Here is a 17,301-nt window from a genome sequence, read left to right on the forward strand (position 1 = left end):
ATGCTCGGATCACAGCTGCGGCACGTCGGCCGGGGTGCGGCCCAGGATGTGCAGGGCGATCCGCCGATCCGGCCGCACATCGAACTCACCCGCATCGGTCCACCCGTGACGGGTCAGTGCGCGGCGAATTCGCGAGTTGCGCGCATCGGGCTCCAGAACCACACGCCGACAACGAGAATCGGCATCGAAGAGAGCCTGCGCCAACTCGGCGAGCCACCCCGACATCACGCCGCGGCCGGTGAGTGCCGGGTCAGCGGTCGCGATGTGGATGCCCATGTCGTACGGGTCCACCGGGTACAGCCGCGCGATCTCGTCACGAGCGGGCCGGTACAGTTCGACGTAACCGATCTCGGTTCCGTCGAGCGAGACGATCAGCGGACGCGAATAGTCGCCGGCGAGGCGGTGCGTCGAGTCGGCCCGCCACTTCGCCTCCGACCACTCCTGCTCCCAGGTTTCCACCAGATGCGGCCGAGCGAACCAGGACACCAGCATCGCCGGGTCGTCGCCGGTCGGGTCCACCGCCCGCAACCGGAAACGGCCGGTCAGCGCCGGTACCACCGGGCCGCCGGCGGCGACCACATCCGCTCCGACATCGGTGATCTCGCGGCCGATGGTGTACCCATCGGGCGTCCCGGCAGCGGCGGATTCCATGAGGGTCGGCTCCGTTCGGTCTCGAGTGGACATGCTGGCCAGGCTAACCCACACAGGAAGTTGACATGACGCAGAACCAGACCGGCACCGCCCGCCCCGCCCTCGGTGCGCTGCGGCAGTTCCATCAGCCGCTGCGACCCGACCTCCCTCCGCTGCTGGTGTTTCCGCATGCCGGCGCCGGGGCATCGGCCTATCGCGCGCTGTCGGAACTGTTCAGTCGCGAGTTCACCGTGCTGATCATGCAATACCCCGGGCGCCAGGACCGGATGCGTGAACCGGCAGCCACCGCTCTCACCGATCTGGCCGCCGAAGCGCACACGGCCTATCTCGCCCGACCGGACGCATCCGAACGCCCGCTGACCGTCTTCGGCCACAGCCTCGGCGCCATCGTCGCGTTCGAATTCGTTCGCCGCGCGGAGGGTTCGGCGGTACCGATCGCGGGACTGGTGGTTTCGGCGGCGACCGCGCCCAGCAAGGTCGCCGACCTCCCGCCGCATCCGACCGACGACGACGGGTTGATGGCGCATCTGTCGGCGCTCGACGGCACCGGGGGAGCGGTGATGGGCAGCGACGCCGTCATGCGGATGGCGCTGCCGGTGCTACGCGCCGACTACCAGGCGTTCGACGCGTACAGCGCGACAACCGATGCGCGCATCGCCGCGCCGATCACGGTGCTCGGTGGCGCAGACGACCCGGTGATCCGGCCGCACGACCTGCACACCTGGGCCCAGCACGCCGACGACGTCACGGTCAGCGTCCTCGACGGGGGACATTTTTACCTCGACGCCAACGACACGGAGATCCTCGAGGTGCTCGTCGAGACGCGCGATGCGGCCACCCACCGGGTGGGCGACTGATGAGCGTCGAACCCGTCGTCATCGCCGGCATGGCGGTGGAGGCGCCCGGTGGGATCGAGACACCCGAGGACTTCTTCGCCGCACTGGCCGACGGTGTGGAACTCATCGAACCGTTTCCGCGGGACCGCGACTGGCCGGTCGATCAGGTGCTGGCGCTCGGCGCACTCGAGGGCTGGGGTGAGGTCCCCGATGCCGGCGGATTTCTGCGCGGCGCGGCCGATTTCGACCCGCTGTTCTTCGGGGTGAGTCCCCGTGAGGCGGTCGCCATGGACCCACAGCAGCGTGTCGCGATGCGAGTGGCGTGGCGGGCGCTGGAGAACACTGGAATCAATCCCGCGGCGCTGCGCGACCATGAGGTCGGCGTCTACATGGGTGCCTCGATCGCCGAGTACGGGCCGCGCGCTGCCGCGGTCAACGACTACTCCGGTCATCGCATCGCCGGTACCGCGCTGGGTGCGGTGGCCGGCCGGATCTCGCACGTCCTGGGTACGGTCGGCCCGTCGATGACCGTCGACACCGCGTGCGCGTCGTCGTTGACCGCGCTGCATCTGGCCGCCAACGCCGTGCGGTCGGGGGAATGCGAGTGGGCGCTCGCCGGCGGTGTGTGCGTGATGGGCTCTCCCGGCGCCTTCTTCGAGTTCGCCAAGAACAACGGACTGGCCGACGACGGACACTGCCGTTCCTACAGTGCCGGCGCCACCGGCACCCTGTGGGGCGAGGGTGCCGGCGTGGTAGTGGTGGAACCGGAGGGCCGCGCACGGCGGCTCGGCCATCGCATCTACGGCACCGTGCTCGGCACGCGGGTCAACCACAACGGTGGCGGCGGCCCGATCGTCGTGCCCAGTGCACGCGCCCAGCAGCAGCTGGTCGATCGCACCATCGCTGCCGCCGGGGTGTGCCCGGCCGACGTCGACGTGATCGAAGGACACGGCACCGGTACGCCGCTGGGCGATCCGATGGAACTCGAGGCATTGCAGAACACCTACGGTGCCGCCCGGCCAGCCGACCGCCCGGTCCTGCTCGGGTCGGTGAAATCCAACGCGGGACACGCACAGGCGGCCGCGGGCATCCTCGGACTCATCAAGGTGCTGCAGTGTGGCCGACACGGGATGACCGTGCCGAGCTTGTACGCCGACGACCCCACCGCCGCCATCGACTGGGATCGCGGCGGGTTGCGCTTGTCGACGACGACACAGCCGTGGCAGGCGCGCGGAGACCGCCGCTACGCCGCGGTGTCGAGTTTCGGGGTGTCGGGAACCAACGCCCACGCCATCATCTCGATGCCGGTCGCGGAGAGCGAGGCAGCCCATGTCTGAGACGACCACACGCGCAATGTCGGGTGCCGCACCCCCGTTCGCGGGACCGCGGATGCCCGACGGGCGGGTGCCGGTGCTGGTGAGTTCCGATGCCGCAGAGCTCATCGCAGCCGAGGCCGCAGCCCTGCACGACTACGTCCGAACACATCCGGGTGTGCCGGTGGCCGCCGTCGCCGATCAGCTGCTGCGCACCCGGCCGGCCCGCCGGCATCGCGCACTTATCCTCGCCACCGAGCCTCATCAGCTCGCCGGCGCGCTCGACGCACTCGCCGAGGGACGGCCGCATCCCGACGTCATCGTCGGTGCCGGCGCCGCCACATCCCGGCAGATCGCCTACACCTTCCCCGGCCAGGGCAGCCAGCGACCCGGCATGGGACGGGGGTATCACGCACTCTCCGAACCGTATCGGCGCGCGGTGGAGGAATGTCACACACAGTCGATGCGACTGTTCGGCACGTCGCCGCGCGACTACGTGCTCGGCGAGCTCGCCGAGGACGACCCGGCGGCATCCGATGTCCGGGTGATCCAGCCGGCCCTGTTCATGCAGATGGTGGGGCTCACCGCGATGTGGGACGCCGCCGGAGTGGCGCCCGCGGTCACCGTCGGGCACTCGCAGGGTGAGATTGCCGCCGCCTACCGCAGCGGTGCGATGACGTTGCCGGATGCGTTGACGATCGTGACTATCCGCGCCCGGCTGGTCCACGAGCTGTCGCCGCGCGGGCACACGATGGCCGTCGTCGGCATCGACGTCGACGAATGCGAGGACATGCTGGCTCGCCACTCTGGGTGGGCGCAGCTGTCGGTGGTCAACTCCGCCCACATCCTGTGCATCTCCGGCCAACGGGACACAGTGCTCGAGATGGTGGAATCGCTCACCGCCCAAGGCAAATTCGCCAAGGAGATTCGCGTCGAGTATCCGGCGCACACCAGCATCGTCAGCGAGTATCAACCCGCCTTCCTCGACGCGCTGGGCACGTACCTGGAGAACGAGTCGATGCTGGCCGGCGGTGTGCCGTGCGTCGGCGCGACACTTGGCGGTGCCCTCGACGAGTCGATGTCGCTGGGCGACTACTGGTTCTGGAACCTGCGCAACAGGGTGCGCTTCGACAAGGCGATCAGCGATGCCGCGCGGACCCATGGCGCCGACCTGTTCGTCGAGATGTCCGAACACCCCACTCTGTTGCTCGCGATCGGCGAGACGCTGGCCGGGGTCGACGATGCCGGATCGAGTCGACAGATCCTCGGTACGTCGCGGCGTGATGCCGATGGCCTGGCCGAATTCACGCGCAACGTCGCCGCGGTGGCCGTCGCCGACACCGGATTCCGGTGGGACGCGCTGGGGGACGCCGACGCGCAGGCGACTCCGCGGCCACCGCTGGAAGGGTTCCCGAACACCGTGATGCGCCGGGTCCATCTGTGGGCCGACCGCGAATCCGGGCTCGGCGACGACGTCAATTCGCCGGACTGGGCCGCCCGGCAGGTCGGCCGGGCCGCGCATCGTCTGCAGGCCGGTTGGCTTCCGTTGAAGCGCCGCAAGACCCAGGCGCCGAGAAAGATCGCGGTGCTCGATCCCACCGGTCAATGCGCGGACCTGGCCGCGCAGATCTGTGCGGCGGCTCCGGATCACGGCGCAGTCGCCGACGTGGTCGACCCGACGACGACCGACGGTCAAGGGCAGCAACCGGAGTCGGAGTTCGACACCGTGCTGCTGTTGACCGGCCTGCCGGGCACCAAACCCGACACGGCCGGCGATCACCTCGCAGCTGTTCTCGCCGACGGACGCTGGCGGCCCGGCCCGGGGCCGCTCGTCGAACAGTTCTGGTGGCTGACGATCGATGGTGAATCGGTGGACAGCGACGCGGCCGGAGACGGAACGGCACCGGATCTGGTCCAGGCCTCGGTGAGCTCCGCGCTGCGGTGCGCGGCCGCCGAACACCCGGGTACCCGGTTCCGACACCTCGACCTCGGCGCCGCCGAAGACACTGCGTCCGCCGGCGAGCGGGCATCCGCTGTGCTGTCCGCGCTGCACATCGCCGACGAACCGGAGATCGCGCTGCGCGGGGGCTCGCCATTCGTGAAACGACTGATCCCCGCCGCACCCGATGCGACGACCGCCGCGCCGCTGCGGGCAGACACGCCACACGTCCTCATCACCGGCGGCACCGGCAAGCTCGGACTGGAATTCTGTGCGCACTTCGCGTCGGGGGGCGCCGGCCGCATCACGCTGGTCAGCCGCTCGGGCGGCACGGCGGAGGCACTCGGCCGTATCGACGCCATCCGCCGTCGATACCAGACGGTCATCGACGTGGTCGCCTGCGACATCGGCGACGAGGCCGCGATCGACCACCTCGCGGCCCGCCTGCCCGAACCCGTCAGCGTGGTCCTGCACGCGGCCCTGAACTATGTGGCGGGGCCGATGGAAACCATCTCCACCACGGACATCGCGACCGCCACCCGCGCCAAGGTCGTCGGCATCGGCAACGTCATCCGCGCCGTCCCACAGGTCGACGATGTGCGCGTGGTGCTGTGTTCGTCGCTGGCCGCGACGCTGGGCGGCCGTGACCAGGCCCTGTACGCGATGGCAAACCGGATGCTCGACGTCACGGCCGCCGAGCTGCGCGCCGACGGGATCAACGCGGTGTCGGTGCAGTGGGGCCTGTGGCAGGCTCAAGGGCCGCTCGACGCCGACGGTGTGGCCCGGGTGGCGGGCGCCGGGGTGATCCCGATGGCTCCCGCTGCGGCCATCGCGGCGGGATTCGCGGATCTGTCCGGTGACAGCGTCGTCCTCGCCGCCGACTTCGGCGAGTTGCGTGCATTGCTGAGTGTGCTGGGAGCCGCGCAGATCCTGACCGAGGTCGGTGACAGCCCCACGCCGTCTGTCGGCGATCCGGCACCCGCGGCACCGCCCCCGGTCACTCCGATGGAGACAGTCGACACTCCTGCACCTGGCGCCGACAGTGTCGAAGCGGGTCCTGGGACGACCAAATCTGGCCAGGCCGAACTGCTCCGCGCCGAACTCGCCGGCGCGATGGGCTTGCCGGCGGGCGGAATGGATCTCGACCCCGATCTGCCGCTGGTAGCACTCGGTCTGGATTCACTGCAGGCCCTCGACCTACGCAAGCGAGTGCAGGCCACGCTCGGCCAGGACCTCCCGATCGAGGCGATACTCGGTGGTGCGACGTTGCGGGAGGTCATCGCCCTGATGGCTCCTGACATCCCTGCAGGTCGATGAAGTAAGGTCAGGCTAATGAAACAGCACGGGCCCAGTGAGGGGAGCGAGCCCATGTCGAGCGATTACGACGACACCGCCACCGGACCGATCGGTGCCCAGGCCTACTCGGCAACGCCAGAGCAGTCCGCGGCCGACAGCGCCGTGGACACCCCGACCGACGAGCCGGCAGATGACTCGGGCGACGCCCCGAATGGCCCGGCCGGGGGCGTCAGCTGGCCGACCGTGCTCGTGGCCGGCGGCGTCTCGGCGATCATCTCCGCGCTGATCGTGACGATCGGTGTGGTCGGTCTGTTGCTGTCCGACATCGGGCAGGGCACGTCGGCATCATCCGCGCAGCCCACGGTGGTCAACCTGGGTTCCGCACAGGGACAGCTGCCGCAGCAGGCGCCCACCGCCGGTGCGCCGGCGTCTGCCGCACCGCCGGCCGGTGCCGCGAACCCGTCGATCGCGGCCGGGCCCAAGGGGGAGGTGCTCGGCCCGCCCGGCGAGGGCAGCAGCGCCGACCTGCCCGCCGGTGGCGGCGCCTCCGGTGGGGGACTGGCACCGGGCGCGGTGCCTGAGGCAGCCCCGCAGCAGCCGACCCAGCAGACTCAGCAGACCACCCAGACGACCACCGCATCGCGGGCGACGCCGACGGTCGGTCAGCTTCAGAACGACCTCGACGTCCTCGTCGGTGGCGGATCGAATGCCCAGAAGGCGCAGCGACTGGAGGGTGGTCAGCGCGCAGTGAACCAGGCGCAGCCCATCGTGCTGCTGCTCCAGCGGTTCAAGCCGCTCGGTTTCACCTACAACGTGACCGGGCCGGTCACCGTGAACGGCAACACCGCCAAGGCGACGCTGGAACTGAAGTCGCCGGGCTACCAGCCGGCCCGCATGCCGGTGTACTGGGTGTGGCAGGGCGGCCAGTGGAAGTTGTCGAACCGGTCGATCTGTGACATCGGTTCCTACGCGCAGATCCCCTGCAGCCTCTGACCGCGATGGCAGACGATCTCACCCAGCGCAGGAAAGAACTTCTCCGTCAGCGGCTGGCGGCCGGCGGGCTGGCCGGTTCCGGTACGGACACACTGATCGCGGCCCGCCCGGACGGTGCGACGAGTCCGTTGGCGGCGGCCCAACGCCGACTCTGGTTCGTGTCGCACCGCGACAGCGCGGACACCAGCCTCAACGTCGGGGTCGCCTATCGGCTCGCCGGTCCGCTCGACGAGGAGCGGCTGCGTGCCGCGTTCACCGCGGTGGTGGCCCGCCACGAGATCCTGCGCACCACCTACGAATCGGACGATGACGGCGAGCCACGTGCGCGTCATCACGCCGCCGCCACCCTGGCCTGGCGCACCGACGACATCGGCGATCTGACCGGCACTCGTCGCGACCGGCGGCTGACGGTGCTCGCGCGCCGGGAGTTCGGGACGCCGTTCGATCTCACGACGCAGCCGCCGATCCGGCTGCTACTGATCGCCTCCGGCACCGACGAACACATCCTGCTGCTCACCGTGCACCACATCTGCTGGGACGACGAGTCGTGGCCGATTCTGTTCGACGAGGTCAACCGCGCATACAACGCCGAGGACGGTGTGGCCGACGCCGGCGGGTCGACGCCGTTGCCGCGGCAGTATGTCGACCTGCCCGACACCGACGCCGCGACAGTGGCCGCAGACCTCGACCATTGGCGAACCCAACTCACCCCGCTTCCGGAACCGGTCGGCCTACCGGCCCGGCGCGCCGACGCCTCCGGGCGGCGCCAGAGTGCGCTGCTCACCCGTCCGCTGCCCGACACCATGCGTGACCGAGTCGACGAGCTGGCCCGCACGGGCGCGGTCAGTCCGTTCACCGTCTACGCCGCCGCCCTCGACGCGCTGATCCATCGGCTCACCGGGGCCACCGACTTCACGATCGCGGTTCCGGTCACCCAGCGGCCTGCCCAGGCAGCCCCGCTCATCGGCTACTTCGGCAACACCCTGCTGATGCGAACCCGGCTGGCCGGCCACGACAACTTCGACCGGCTCATCTCGCTGGCGGGACAGCGCCTGACCGACGGACTGGCCCACCAGAGTGCGCCGATCGACGCGGTTGTCGGAGCGCTCAACCCGCAGCGCGCGCCCGGAGCCGACGGACTCGAACAACTCGTCGAGATCAGCCTCAGCGCCCGCGGCGACGCACAGGGCTTCGCCTTGCGCGGAGTCGCCGCTGAACCTCTCGTCGAGCTGAGCACGCCGAATGGTCAGCTGCCGTTGGAGTTCAGCATCGTGACCGGTGAGCAGGCGTCGCTGGAGATCGAATACGACACCGAACGCTTCGGCGACGTCCTGGCATCCGACATCGCCGACGGCTACCTCAACCTGCTCGAGCACATGCTGGGCAATCCGCTCGCGCCGATCCGGGACCACGAACTTCTCGCCCCCGCCGCACGCGAGCGCGTGCTGGCGGCCTCCACCGGGCACCGCGCGCCGGTCGCGTCGAGTACCGTCGTCGATCTGTTCGCCGCCGCGGTCGCCGCGCGCCCCGAGCATGATGCGGTCGTCTCCGATGATGTCACCCTGAGCTACCGGGCCCTCGACGAGCGATCGAACCGGCTGGCGCACTGGCTGATCCGATCGGGTGCGGGCCCCGACGACGTGATCGGACTCCGCCTCGGCGCATCGGTCGGATTCGTGGTCGCCGCGCTGGCTGTGATCAAGTCGGGTGCCGCATATCTGCCGATCGACCCCGACTATCCGGCCGACCGAACCGAGTTCCTCATCTCCGACGCCGCGCCTCGCTTGGTACTCGACGCAGCCGCGTTGGCGGCCGCCGAGGAGGAGGTGTCGTCGAACACGGAATACGCCTCGGCGGCAAGCGCTCCCACCGACGCCGAACGTCGATCGCCGCTGCATCCATCGAATCTCGCCTACGTGATCTACACCTCCGGTTCCACCGGGGCGCCGAAAGGTGTTGCGGTGTCGCACGATGCCATCGCCGACCATCTGATCGGATTCGGTGCCGGCGAGGTGATCGGTGCCGAGGATCGGCTCGTGCAGACGTCGTCGGTGAGCTTCGACGCATCGATGTTCGAGATCTTCTGCACCTTGGCCGTGGGCGCGACCCTGGTGGTGCCCAAGCCCGGTGCGGTGCACGACATCGCCTATATGGCAGAGCTTCTCGTACGTCGTCGCGTGACCGTGATGCACATGGTGCCGACCTTGCTGTCGACGCTGCTGATGGTGCCGGAGGTCAAACAGTGGACGATGCTGCGCACCGTCCCGGTCGGCGGCGAGGCCTTCTCCGGCGAGGTGGCCGACGCCTTCACCACCAACTTCGATGCAGCGTTGTCGAACAACTACGGACCCACCGAGGCCGTCGTCGCAGCCACACATCACCCGATCACCACACCCCAGGGCAACACCGTGGTGCCGATCGGCACACCCAACACCAATGTGGCCGCTTACCTGCTCGACCCGGGACTGCGGTTGGTCCCTGACGGTGTGGTCGGGGAGATCTATCTCGGCGGTACGCAACTGGCGCGGGGATATCTCGGTCGCCCGATGCTCACCGCGACGCGGTTCGTCGCCGATCCGTTCACGCCGGGAGCTCGTCTCTATCGCACCGGAGACCTCGCGCGCCGAAATCCCGACGGCGACCTGGAATTCGTGGGCCGCGCCGACGAGCAGGTCAAGGTGCGCGGATTCCGCATCGAACTCGGTGAGGTGGAAGCCGGTCTGACCCACCATCCCGACGTCGCCCATGCGCTCGTCCTGGTGGACTCCGACGATTCCGGTGCGCGTCTGATCGCCTACGTCATCCCGGCGGCACACGCAGGGTCGGCGATCGACCTCGACGCGGTGTTGGCCGACGCCCGCACCCGCCTTCCGGACTACATGGTGCCGTCCGCGGTCGCCGTCATCGACGAGGTGCCGCTGACGACGCACGGCAAGCTCGATCGGGATGCGCTGCCGATCATCACGGTGCGTCCCCGCGATGACCGGGAACCGCAGACGCCGACCGAGAAGCGGATCGCGGCGGTTTATGCCGAACTGTTCGGCCGCGACGACATTTCGGCCGGAGCATCGTTCTTCGACCTGGGTGGCCATTCGTTACTCGCTGCTCGGCTCGTGACCACGTTGACCACCGAGTTCGGTATCGATGTGGATGTACGTCTGCCGCTCGACAATCCGACCGTCGCCGGGCTGGCGGCTGCGGTGAATGCCGCGGTGCGCGAAGAGTTCGGTATCGACCTCGACGACCTGGGCGATATCGACGACCTGGGTGAACTCGACGCCCTGGATGACGGTGCTGTCGGTCTCGACGACAGCACCGGCGTCGACACCAGCGTCCCGGCCGCACCATCGGTGAGCATGCCGGCACCCCCGAACGCCACGGCATCCACCCGCCCACCGTTGCGCCACGTCGATGTGCCCGACCCGGTTCCGCTGTCCTTTTCGCAGCTCGCGATGTGGTTCCAGCACCGTTTCGAAGGGCCGGGCGCGGCGGGGAACATCCCGCTGGCGTTGCGACTCGACGGTCCGATCGACGTGGCTGCGCTGCGTGCCGCGCTCGACGATGTGGTCGCCTGCCACTCCGCGCTGCGCACCACGTTCGTGGAGCGCGACGGCCTGCCGACCGCACGCGTCGCCGACAGTGTGAGTCTGGACGTGCCGGTTGTCGACGTCGACGGCCCGGACACGCTCACCGCACAGTTGGCTCAGACCCGCGAGCACCTCTTCGACCTCGCCGAGGGGCCGCTGCTGAACGTGAGTCTGCTGCGCGAGAACGACACCCGGCACACCCTGTCGTTGGTGGTACATCACATGGTGATCGACCACTGGTCCACCGATGTGCTGATCGACGATTTGATCGCGGCCTATCGGGCCCGCGTAGCGGGGATGGCGCCCGCACTGCCCACACCGGAACTGACCTACACCGACTACGCACTCTGGCAGCATCGGGTGTTCCCGGTGGGGGTGGACCGAGCCGACGTGCACGCCACGGATGCGTCCGGTGCCGCGAAGTCCGACAGCGCCGCAGATCCGGACAGCGCAGCAGAATTCGGCCGTCGGCAGATCGAGCACTGGCGTGCCGTGCTCGACGGGCAACCAGATGAGATCACGGTTGCCGCCGATCGGCCACGCCCGCCCGCGCTCGGGAAGGGCGGCGTGCTCGCCGACCTGACGGTGTCCCCGGAAACGCATCGACGGTTACGGCGCACGGCCGATGATTGCGGCGCCACCGAGTTCATGATGATCACCGCTGCGTTGACGGCACTCTGGAGCAGGCTCGGTGGTGGGGACGACATCACCATCGGCACCCCAGTGGCCGGACGCGTCGACGTCGGTACCGAACGCCTCGTCGGTCTGTTCGCCAACATGGTGGCACTGCGTTCGCGTACTGACGGCGCGCCGACCGTGCGGCAACTCATCCGGCGTTGCCGCGACACGGTCCTCGACGCCTTCGCTCACCAGGATGTGCCCATCGAGCGGCTCGTCGAGGCGCTCAATCCGCGGCGAACCAGATCCCGGAACCCGCTGTTCCAGAGCATGATCCACTTCCGTGATCGGGACCAGAACATCACCGGCCGGCCGCTCGACGACGCCGATGCCACCATTGCGCTGCTGCCCGTGGAGCAGGACACCTCGTTCCTGGATCTCAACGTGATCCTCACCGTGAGCGCCGACGGCGGTCTCGACGGTCGCATCGTCGGCAGTGCAGATCTCTACGACCAGAGCACCATCGACGGGATCGCGGCCGCGCTCGGCGCCATGCTGACCGCCTTCGCCGCGGACGCCGACACCCCGGTCGAGGCGATCGTGCTGCCGCCGCTGCCCGGAGTGATCACCCCGGACATGCACGCGGAGGACCCGGCCGAACTCGCCGCCATCATCACCCGCGACCGGCCGCACCGCGTGCACGCGACACCGCGGACGCTGGCGGCGCTACAGCACACCGGGTCGACCGACCTGGGGTCGGTGCGCGAGTGGGTGGCCACCGAGTCGGGGGCGGGAGCCGCACTCGGGGAGACGCTGTCCGCGTTGGCACCCGGATCGCGATTCACCGATCCGTTCGATTCGACTCCGGCGCCGATGGTGATGGCGATGACCGCGACTGCCGGGGGAGGGGCGCAGACCCCGACCGAGGAACGGCTGATCGTCATCCTGTCCGATCTGCTCGGTGTGGACGGACTCGGTCGCGATGACAACTTCTTCGCCGTCGGTGGCGACAGCGTCATCTCGATCCAGTGGTCAGCCCGCGCAGCCGCGGAAGGTCTCCCGCTGGCACCGCAGCAGATCTTCGATCACTATTCGATCGCCGAATTGGCCGCGGCCGTCGACGAGGAGCAGGCCCGATCGTCGGCCCAGGATCCGGGTGCCGATCAAGCGGGGAGCGATTCCGCAGCACGGCACGCCGATGACCAGGCCGACGCTGCACCGATGAGTGCGTCGGGTCTCAGCGACGACATGCTGTCGTCGCTCGGCGCCGCCTGGAAGTCGCAGCAGTGACCACCGCGCCCGAGATCGAGGACGTGCTGGCGCTCAGCCCCCTGCAGGAAGGGCTGTTCACGCTGTCCGAGATGGCCGGCGAGGGGTTCGATGTCTACTCGATGCAATTCGTCGTCGAGATCACCGGCCCGCTCGACGTGGACCGGCTGCATCGCAGCGTCGACGTGATCGTCGACAGACACCCTAATCTCCGGGTGTCCTTGTGGGACAAAGATCTACCGAAACCGGTGCAGATCGTGCCCAGTCGCGTCAAGGTCCCCTGGGAGGAAATCAGCGCCACCGCCGCACAGTTCGACGAATTGGCCGCCGCCGAACGCGCCCGCCGGTTCGATCTGCGCCGCGGGCCGTCGATCCGGGTGAAGCTCGTCGAGCTCGACGGCCGATGGCGACTGCTGGTCACCGCACATCACATCCTGATGGATGGGTGGTCGATCGCGCTGTTCTTCTCCGAACTGCTCACGATCTACGCCGCGGGCGCCTCGAGTTCGACATTGCCGCCGGTTCGGCCGTACCGCAACTACATCGCCTGGTTGGCCGCGCAGGACGTCGACGCCGCCCGCGCGCGGTGGGTGGATCACCTCGCGGGGGTCGAGCCGTTGATGCTCGGTGAGGCCGGTACGACGACCACCGAACCCGTGCGCACGCGTCATCGTCTGCCGGTCGCCGACACCGAACGCCTGATCACGTGGGCCAGATCGGCGGGCCTCACGGTCAACACCGCGGTCCAATACGCGTGGGCCACTGTGCTCGGAAGGCTCACCGATCGAGACGACGTCGTGTTCGGGACCACCATTTCCGGGCGTCCGCAGGGTCTTGCGGGCGCCGACGAGATGATCGGCCTGTTCATCAACACCGTCCCGGCGCGCGTCCGACTCACTGCGGCCGCCGGTGAACCCGAGACGGTGAGAGCGAACTGCGCTGCCCTGCAACGCACGTCGATCCAGATGCGCGACCACGGATACCTGGGGTTGTCGGACATCCAACGGGCGTCGGGGCATTCGGCCCTGTTCGACACGCTCTTCGTATTCGAGAACGCCCCGATCGGGTCGGCCACCGAGCCGGTCTCCGCGCCCGACGGCACCCGCTTCCTACCGCTGGCGATGGAGAGTTTGGCGCACTACCCCCTCACCGTCGTCGCCTACGTGCTCGACGGCGAACTCGTCATCATCACCGAGGCGATCGACGGTGCGCTCGGTGACCTCCGCCCGGCCGAGATCGCGGCGCGACTGCTGCGGGTGCTCGAACAGCTGCCCGCCGCGGGCGATGGTCCCACAGATGCTATCGACGTGCTGCTGCCCGAGGAGCGCGCACTGATCGACCGGACCTCCACGCGGCGGGCCGAGGCCGCAGACCTCGCACCGTCGGTGATCGCGGCGTTCCTCGATCAGGCCCGTCGGACACCGGAGGCACCTGCGCTCGTCGACGCGACACAGTCCATCGGCTACGCCGCGCTTGCCGCGCGCTCGTCCCAGCTCGCCGGTGAACTCCGCGCCCGCGGCGTTGGACCCGAGTCGGTGGTCGCGATCGCGCTGCCGCGATCGGCGGATTCGGTCATCACCATCCTGGCCACGATGCTTGCCGGTGGCGCATACGTCCCGGTCGATGTCGCGTTGCCCGATCAGCGGATGGCCAACATGCTGGAGCAATCCGGTGCGCGGGTCGTCGTGACCGATCTGGCCAATCTGTCGCGGTTCCGGACCGACGGCAGGGTCACCGCGGTGGTCGTCGATGATGCTGACACGGCCGACCGGATCGCCGCCCGTCCCGCTGAGATCACGCGCCCCGCGCTATGCCCCGAGAGTGCCGCCTACGTGATCTTCACGTCGGGGTCGACCGGAGAACCCAAGGGTGTCATAGGCACTCATGCGGCGTTGGTGAGCTACTGCCGCGACCACCGCGATCACATGCTCACCCCGGCACGCCAGCGGCTCGACCGGCCGCTTCGGGTGGCACATGCCTGGACGTTCAGCTTCGATGCGTCGTGGCAGCCGCTGGCGGCGCTCCTCGACGGTCACGCCGTCCATCTGTTCGGTGAGGACGAGATGCGCGATGCAGGACGACTTGTCGCCGGACTCGCCGAGCGCGCCATCGACATGATCGACACGACACCGTCGATGTTCGGTCAGCTCGCGGCGGCTGGACTGGTCGGTGATGAAGGCGTCGGTCATGCCCATCTGTCCGTACTCGCGCTGGGTGGTGAGGCGATCGGCCCCGCGCTCTGGCGTCAGTTGAGCGCGCTACCCGGCACCACCGCACACAACTGTTACGGGCCCACCGAGACCACGGTGGAGGCCGTGGTCGCTCGGATACCGGACTCGCCCGTGCCCACGATCGGCTCACCCACCGATCGGATGGCCGCCTACATCCTCGACACCCGTCTGCGTCACGTTCCTTCGGGGGTCGCCGGGGAGCTGTATCTCTCTGGCACGCAGGTCACCCGCGGCTACACGGGCAAGGCGGCGATGACCGCCGGACGCTTCGTGGCCGACCCGTTCACCGAAGGGGAACGGATGTATCGCACCGGAGATCTGGTGCGCCGTAACGATCGTGGCGACATCGTCTTCGTCGGTCGTCGCGATGACCAGGTGAAGATCCGCGGCTATCGCATCGAGACCGGCGAGATCGAGGCGGCGCTGCGGCGGCTGCCCGGGATTCGGTCGGCTGCTGTCGTGGTGGTCGACCGGACGGCCGGTCCCGCGCTCGTCGGATTCGTTGCCGGTGCCGAGCTCGACGTGCGCCTGGTGCGATCAGGGTTGGCCGAACTGCTGCCCGCGCACATGGTGCCCACCCGGATCGTCACGCTGCCGGTGTTGCCGATGAACAGCAACGGCAAGGTGGACAGCCGTGCTCTGGCCGAGTCCGCGGCGCAGGCCCTGCAAGCGCGATCCGGCGCGGACAGCGCCGACCTGACCCCCACCGGCCGCGTGGTGTCGTCGGTGATCGGTGCGGTCTTGGGGAGTACCCCGGCGGCCGACGAGGACTTCTTCGACCTCGGCCTCGACAGCATCGTCGCCATGGCCGCGGTGCACGCACTGCGCGAGCACGACCTGACCGTGACACCACGGATGGTGTTGGCGCATCCCACGGTCGCCGACCTCGCGGATGCCATCGACCGCCACGTCGATGAACCCGACGCCACCCGCGCCGGCCCCGGCATCGTGCCCGCCCTGCCCATCGTGGAATGGCTCGACGAGTACGGCAACGATCGGCGATTCACGCAGACCGTGCTGTTCGCGTTGCCAGATGGTCTGTCCGAGGGCGACCTGCAGACGATCCTGCAGACCCTCATCGACGGTCACGACATGTTGCGGGCCACGCGTACGCCCGCGGGGGTCGTCACCCGTGATGCTGGAACCGTTGACGCCGCAACTATTCTCAGCTCGATGCCGAGCACTGATCTGCCCGCGGGCATCACCACCGCCGCGCGACGCGCCAATGACGCGGTCGACCCCGACAGGGGGCGGATGCTGGCCGCGGTTCGACTGAACCGGCTGGGCGCCCATGACATCTTGCTGCTCGCGATCCATCACCTGGCTGTGGACGCAGTCAGTTGGCAGATCATCTTCGGCGACCTCGCCGGCGCCGGTGCGGCTCTGGCCGCGGGTGCCCCGCCGACGATCGACGTCGAACGCACCGACTATCGGTACTGGTGCACCGAGATCCGGGCCCGTGCCGATCGTCCGGAGGTGTCGGCACACCTCGACCATTGGGTCTCGCAGGTGTCCGCACCCGACGCCCCAATCGGTGCCCGGCTGCCGGACCCGCGCGTGGACACCTGGTCGTCGCTGCGGTCCGCGGTCACTCTGACACCCGCCGACATCACCGGGACCATCCTGGGCGCGCTGGACAAACGTATCGGCATGCGCGAATTCCTGCTGGCCGCACTGACCCTGACGATCGCCGGATGGCGGCGGGAACGTGGCGCCGATCCCACCCAGGGTGCCTATATAGCCCTCGAAGGGCACGGACGCGACGACGAACTGGCCGGCCCGTCGGTGGACACGACCCGAACTCTCGGGTGGTTCACCACCGTCTATCCGGTCCGGCTCGGCACCGGACACGATCTCGACCCCGCGGAGGCCGCTGGCGATCGGGCCGCCGCCACCCGTCTGCTCGACGACGTCGCCACCGACCTCTCCACGATCCCGGGCAGCGGAATCGATTTCGGCATCCTGAAGTATGTCCGCGGCGCCGACGAGCTGGTCGATACGGTCGAGCCGCAGATCGAGTTCAATTATCTCGGCCGCTTCGATCTGCACGGTGCCGATTCGCGCGGTGTTGACGATTCGCCCAGCGGTGGGGGTTCGCGCCGTGGTGACGATTCGTGGCAGCCGTGGGCGCCGATCACCGACCTCGAGCTCAACGATCGGCTCCCTACCGATCCGGAGCCCGATCTGCCGCTTCGATACACACTCGACGTGGTAACCGTGGTGCGCGCCACCGAGAATGGCCCACAGCTCGTCGCCAACTGGCGTTACGGCGAGAGCCTGCTGACCGCCGGAGAAGCCGGACGACTCACCGAGCTGTGGCAGCTGTCGGTCTCCGCGCTGGCGTCGGTCGTTGCCGGCCAAGCCGGCTGATCGAGCGTGCTGACCGACCGGCCGCGATGGTGTCGCGCCCGTCGCTGACGTTCGGGTCGGTCGGTCAGCAGGCTTGTTCACACTGTTGAGTTGTCAAGGTACAGATGCGGTCCCGACGAGATCGGGTGCGGTCTGGTGTCCCGCGTCGGAAATTCGTTGATGATTTCGACGTCCAGGTGGCGCCTCGCTTCGTTGGCG

At 68.9% G+C, this 17,301-nt stretch carries 7 protein-coding genes; 6 read left to right on the top strand and 1 reads right to left on the bottom strand.

All coding sequences use genetic code 11. The features are described from left to right. Window positions 1-9: 9 nt before the first annotated feature. Window positions 10-651 carry a GNAT family N-acetyltransferase gene (locus VX037_RS14750; RefSeq protein ID WP_287014624.1) on the bottom strand — a complete coding sequence of 214 codons (642 nt, stop codon included), beginning with the start codon at window positions 649-651 and terminating at the stop codon, window positions 10-12. A gap of 65 nt (window positions 652-716) precedes the next feature. Here VX037_RS14750 and VX037_RS14755 point away from each other — a divergent pair, with 65 nt between their 5' ends. Genes VX037_RS14755 through VX037_RS14780 form a run of 6 tightly spaced genes read left to right on the top strand, consistent with a single transcriptional unit; the run spans window position 717 to window position 17,103 of the window. Next, the gene (locus tag VX037_RS14755) at window positions 717-1,508 is read left to right on the top strand and encodes a thioesterase II family protein (protein ID WP_235725812.1); all 792 of its coding nucleotides are present in this window, start codon (window positions 717-719) and stop codon (window positions 1,506-1,508) included. Then, on the top strand, window positions 1,508-2,824 hold the full coding sequence (locus VX037_RS14760; RefSeq protein WP_272492747.1) for a beta-ketoacyl [acyl carrier protein] synthase domain-containing protein: 1,317 nt from the start codon (window positions 1,508-1,510) through the stop codon (window positions 2,822-2,824). Before VX037_RS14755 ends, VX037_RS14760 begins: the two co-directional genes overlap by 1 nt. Beyond that, a complete protein-coding gene (gene nbtC / locus VX037_RS14765) occupies window positions 2,817-6,056 on the top strand; it encodes a nocobactin polyketide synthase NbtC (RefSeq protein WP_328714762.1) in 3,240 nt (1,079 codons plus the stop codon). Before VX037_RS14760 ends, nbtC begins: the two co-directional genes overlap by 8 nt. A 51-nt stretch (window positions 6,057-6,107) precedes the next feature. Continuing rightward, window positions 6,108-7,028 (top strand): hypothetical protein, encoded by a 921-nt coding sequence (locus VX037_RS14770; RefSeq protein WP_328714763.1) that lies wholly within the window; start codon window positions 6,108-6,110, stop codon window positions 7,026-7,028. 5 nt (window positions 7,029-7,033) lie between these two features. After that, a complete protein-coding gene (locus VX037_RS14775; RefSeq protein ID WP_328714764.1) occupies window positions 7,034-12,523 on the top strand; it encodes a non-ribosomal peptide synthetase in 5,490 nt (1,829 codons plus the stop codon). After that, complete coding sequence (locus tag VX037_RS14780) at window positions 12,520-17,103, top strand: non-ribosomal peptide synthetase (protein WP_328714765.1); 4,584 nt, start codon at window positions 12,520-12,522, stop codon at window positions 17,101-17,103. The genes VX037_RS14775 and VX037_RS14780 overlap by 4 nt, the downstream gene beginning before the upstream one ends. Window positions 17,104-17,301 lie beyond the last annotated feature (198 nt).

It is taken from the genome of Gordonia sp. Z-3 (assembly GCF_036233855.1).
Lineage (GTDB): Bacteria > Actinomycetota > Actinomycetes > Mycobacteriales > Mycobacteriaceae > Gordonia > Gordonia tangerina.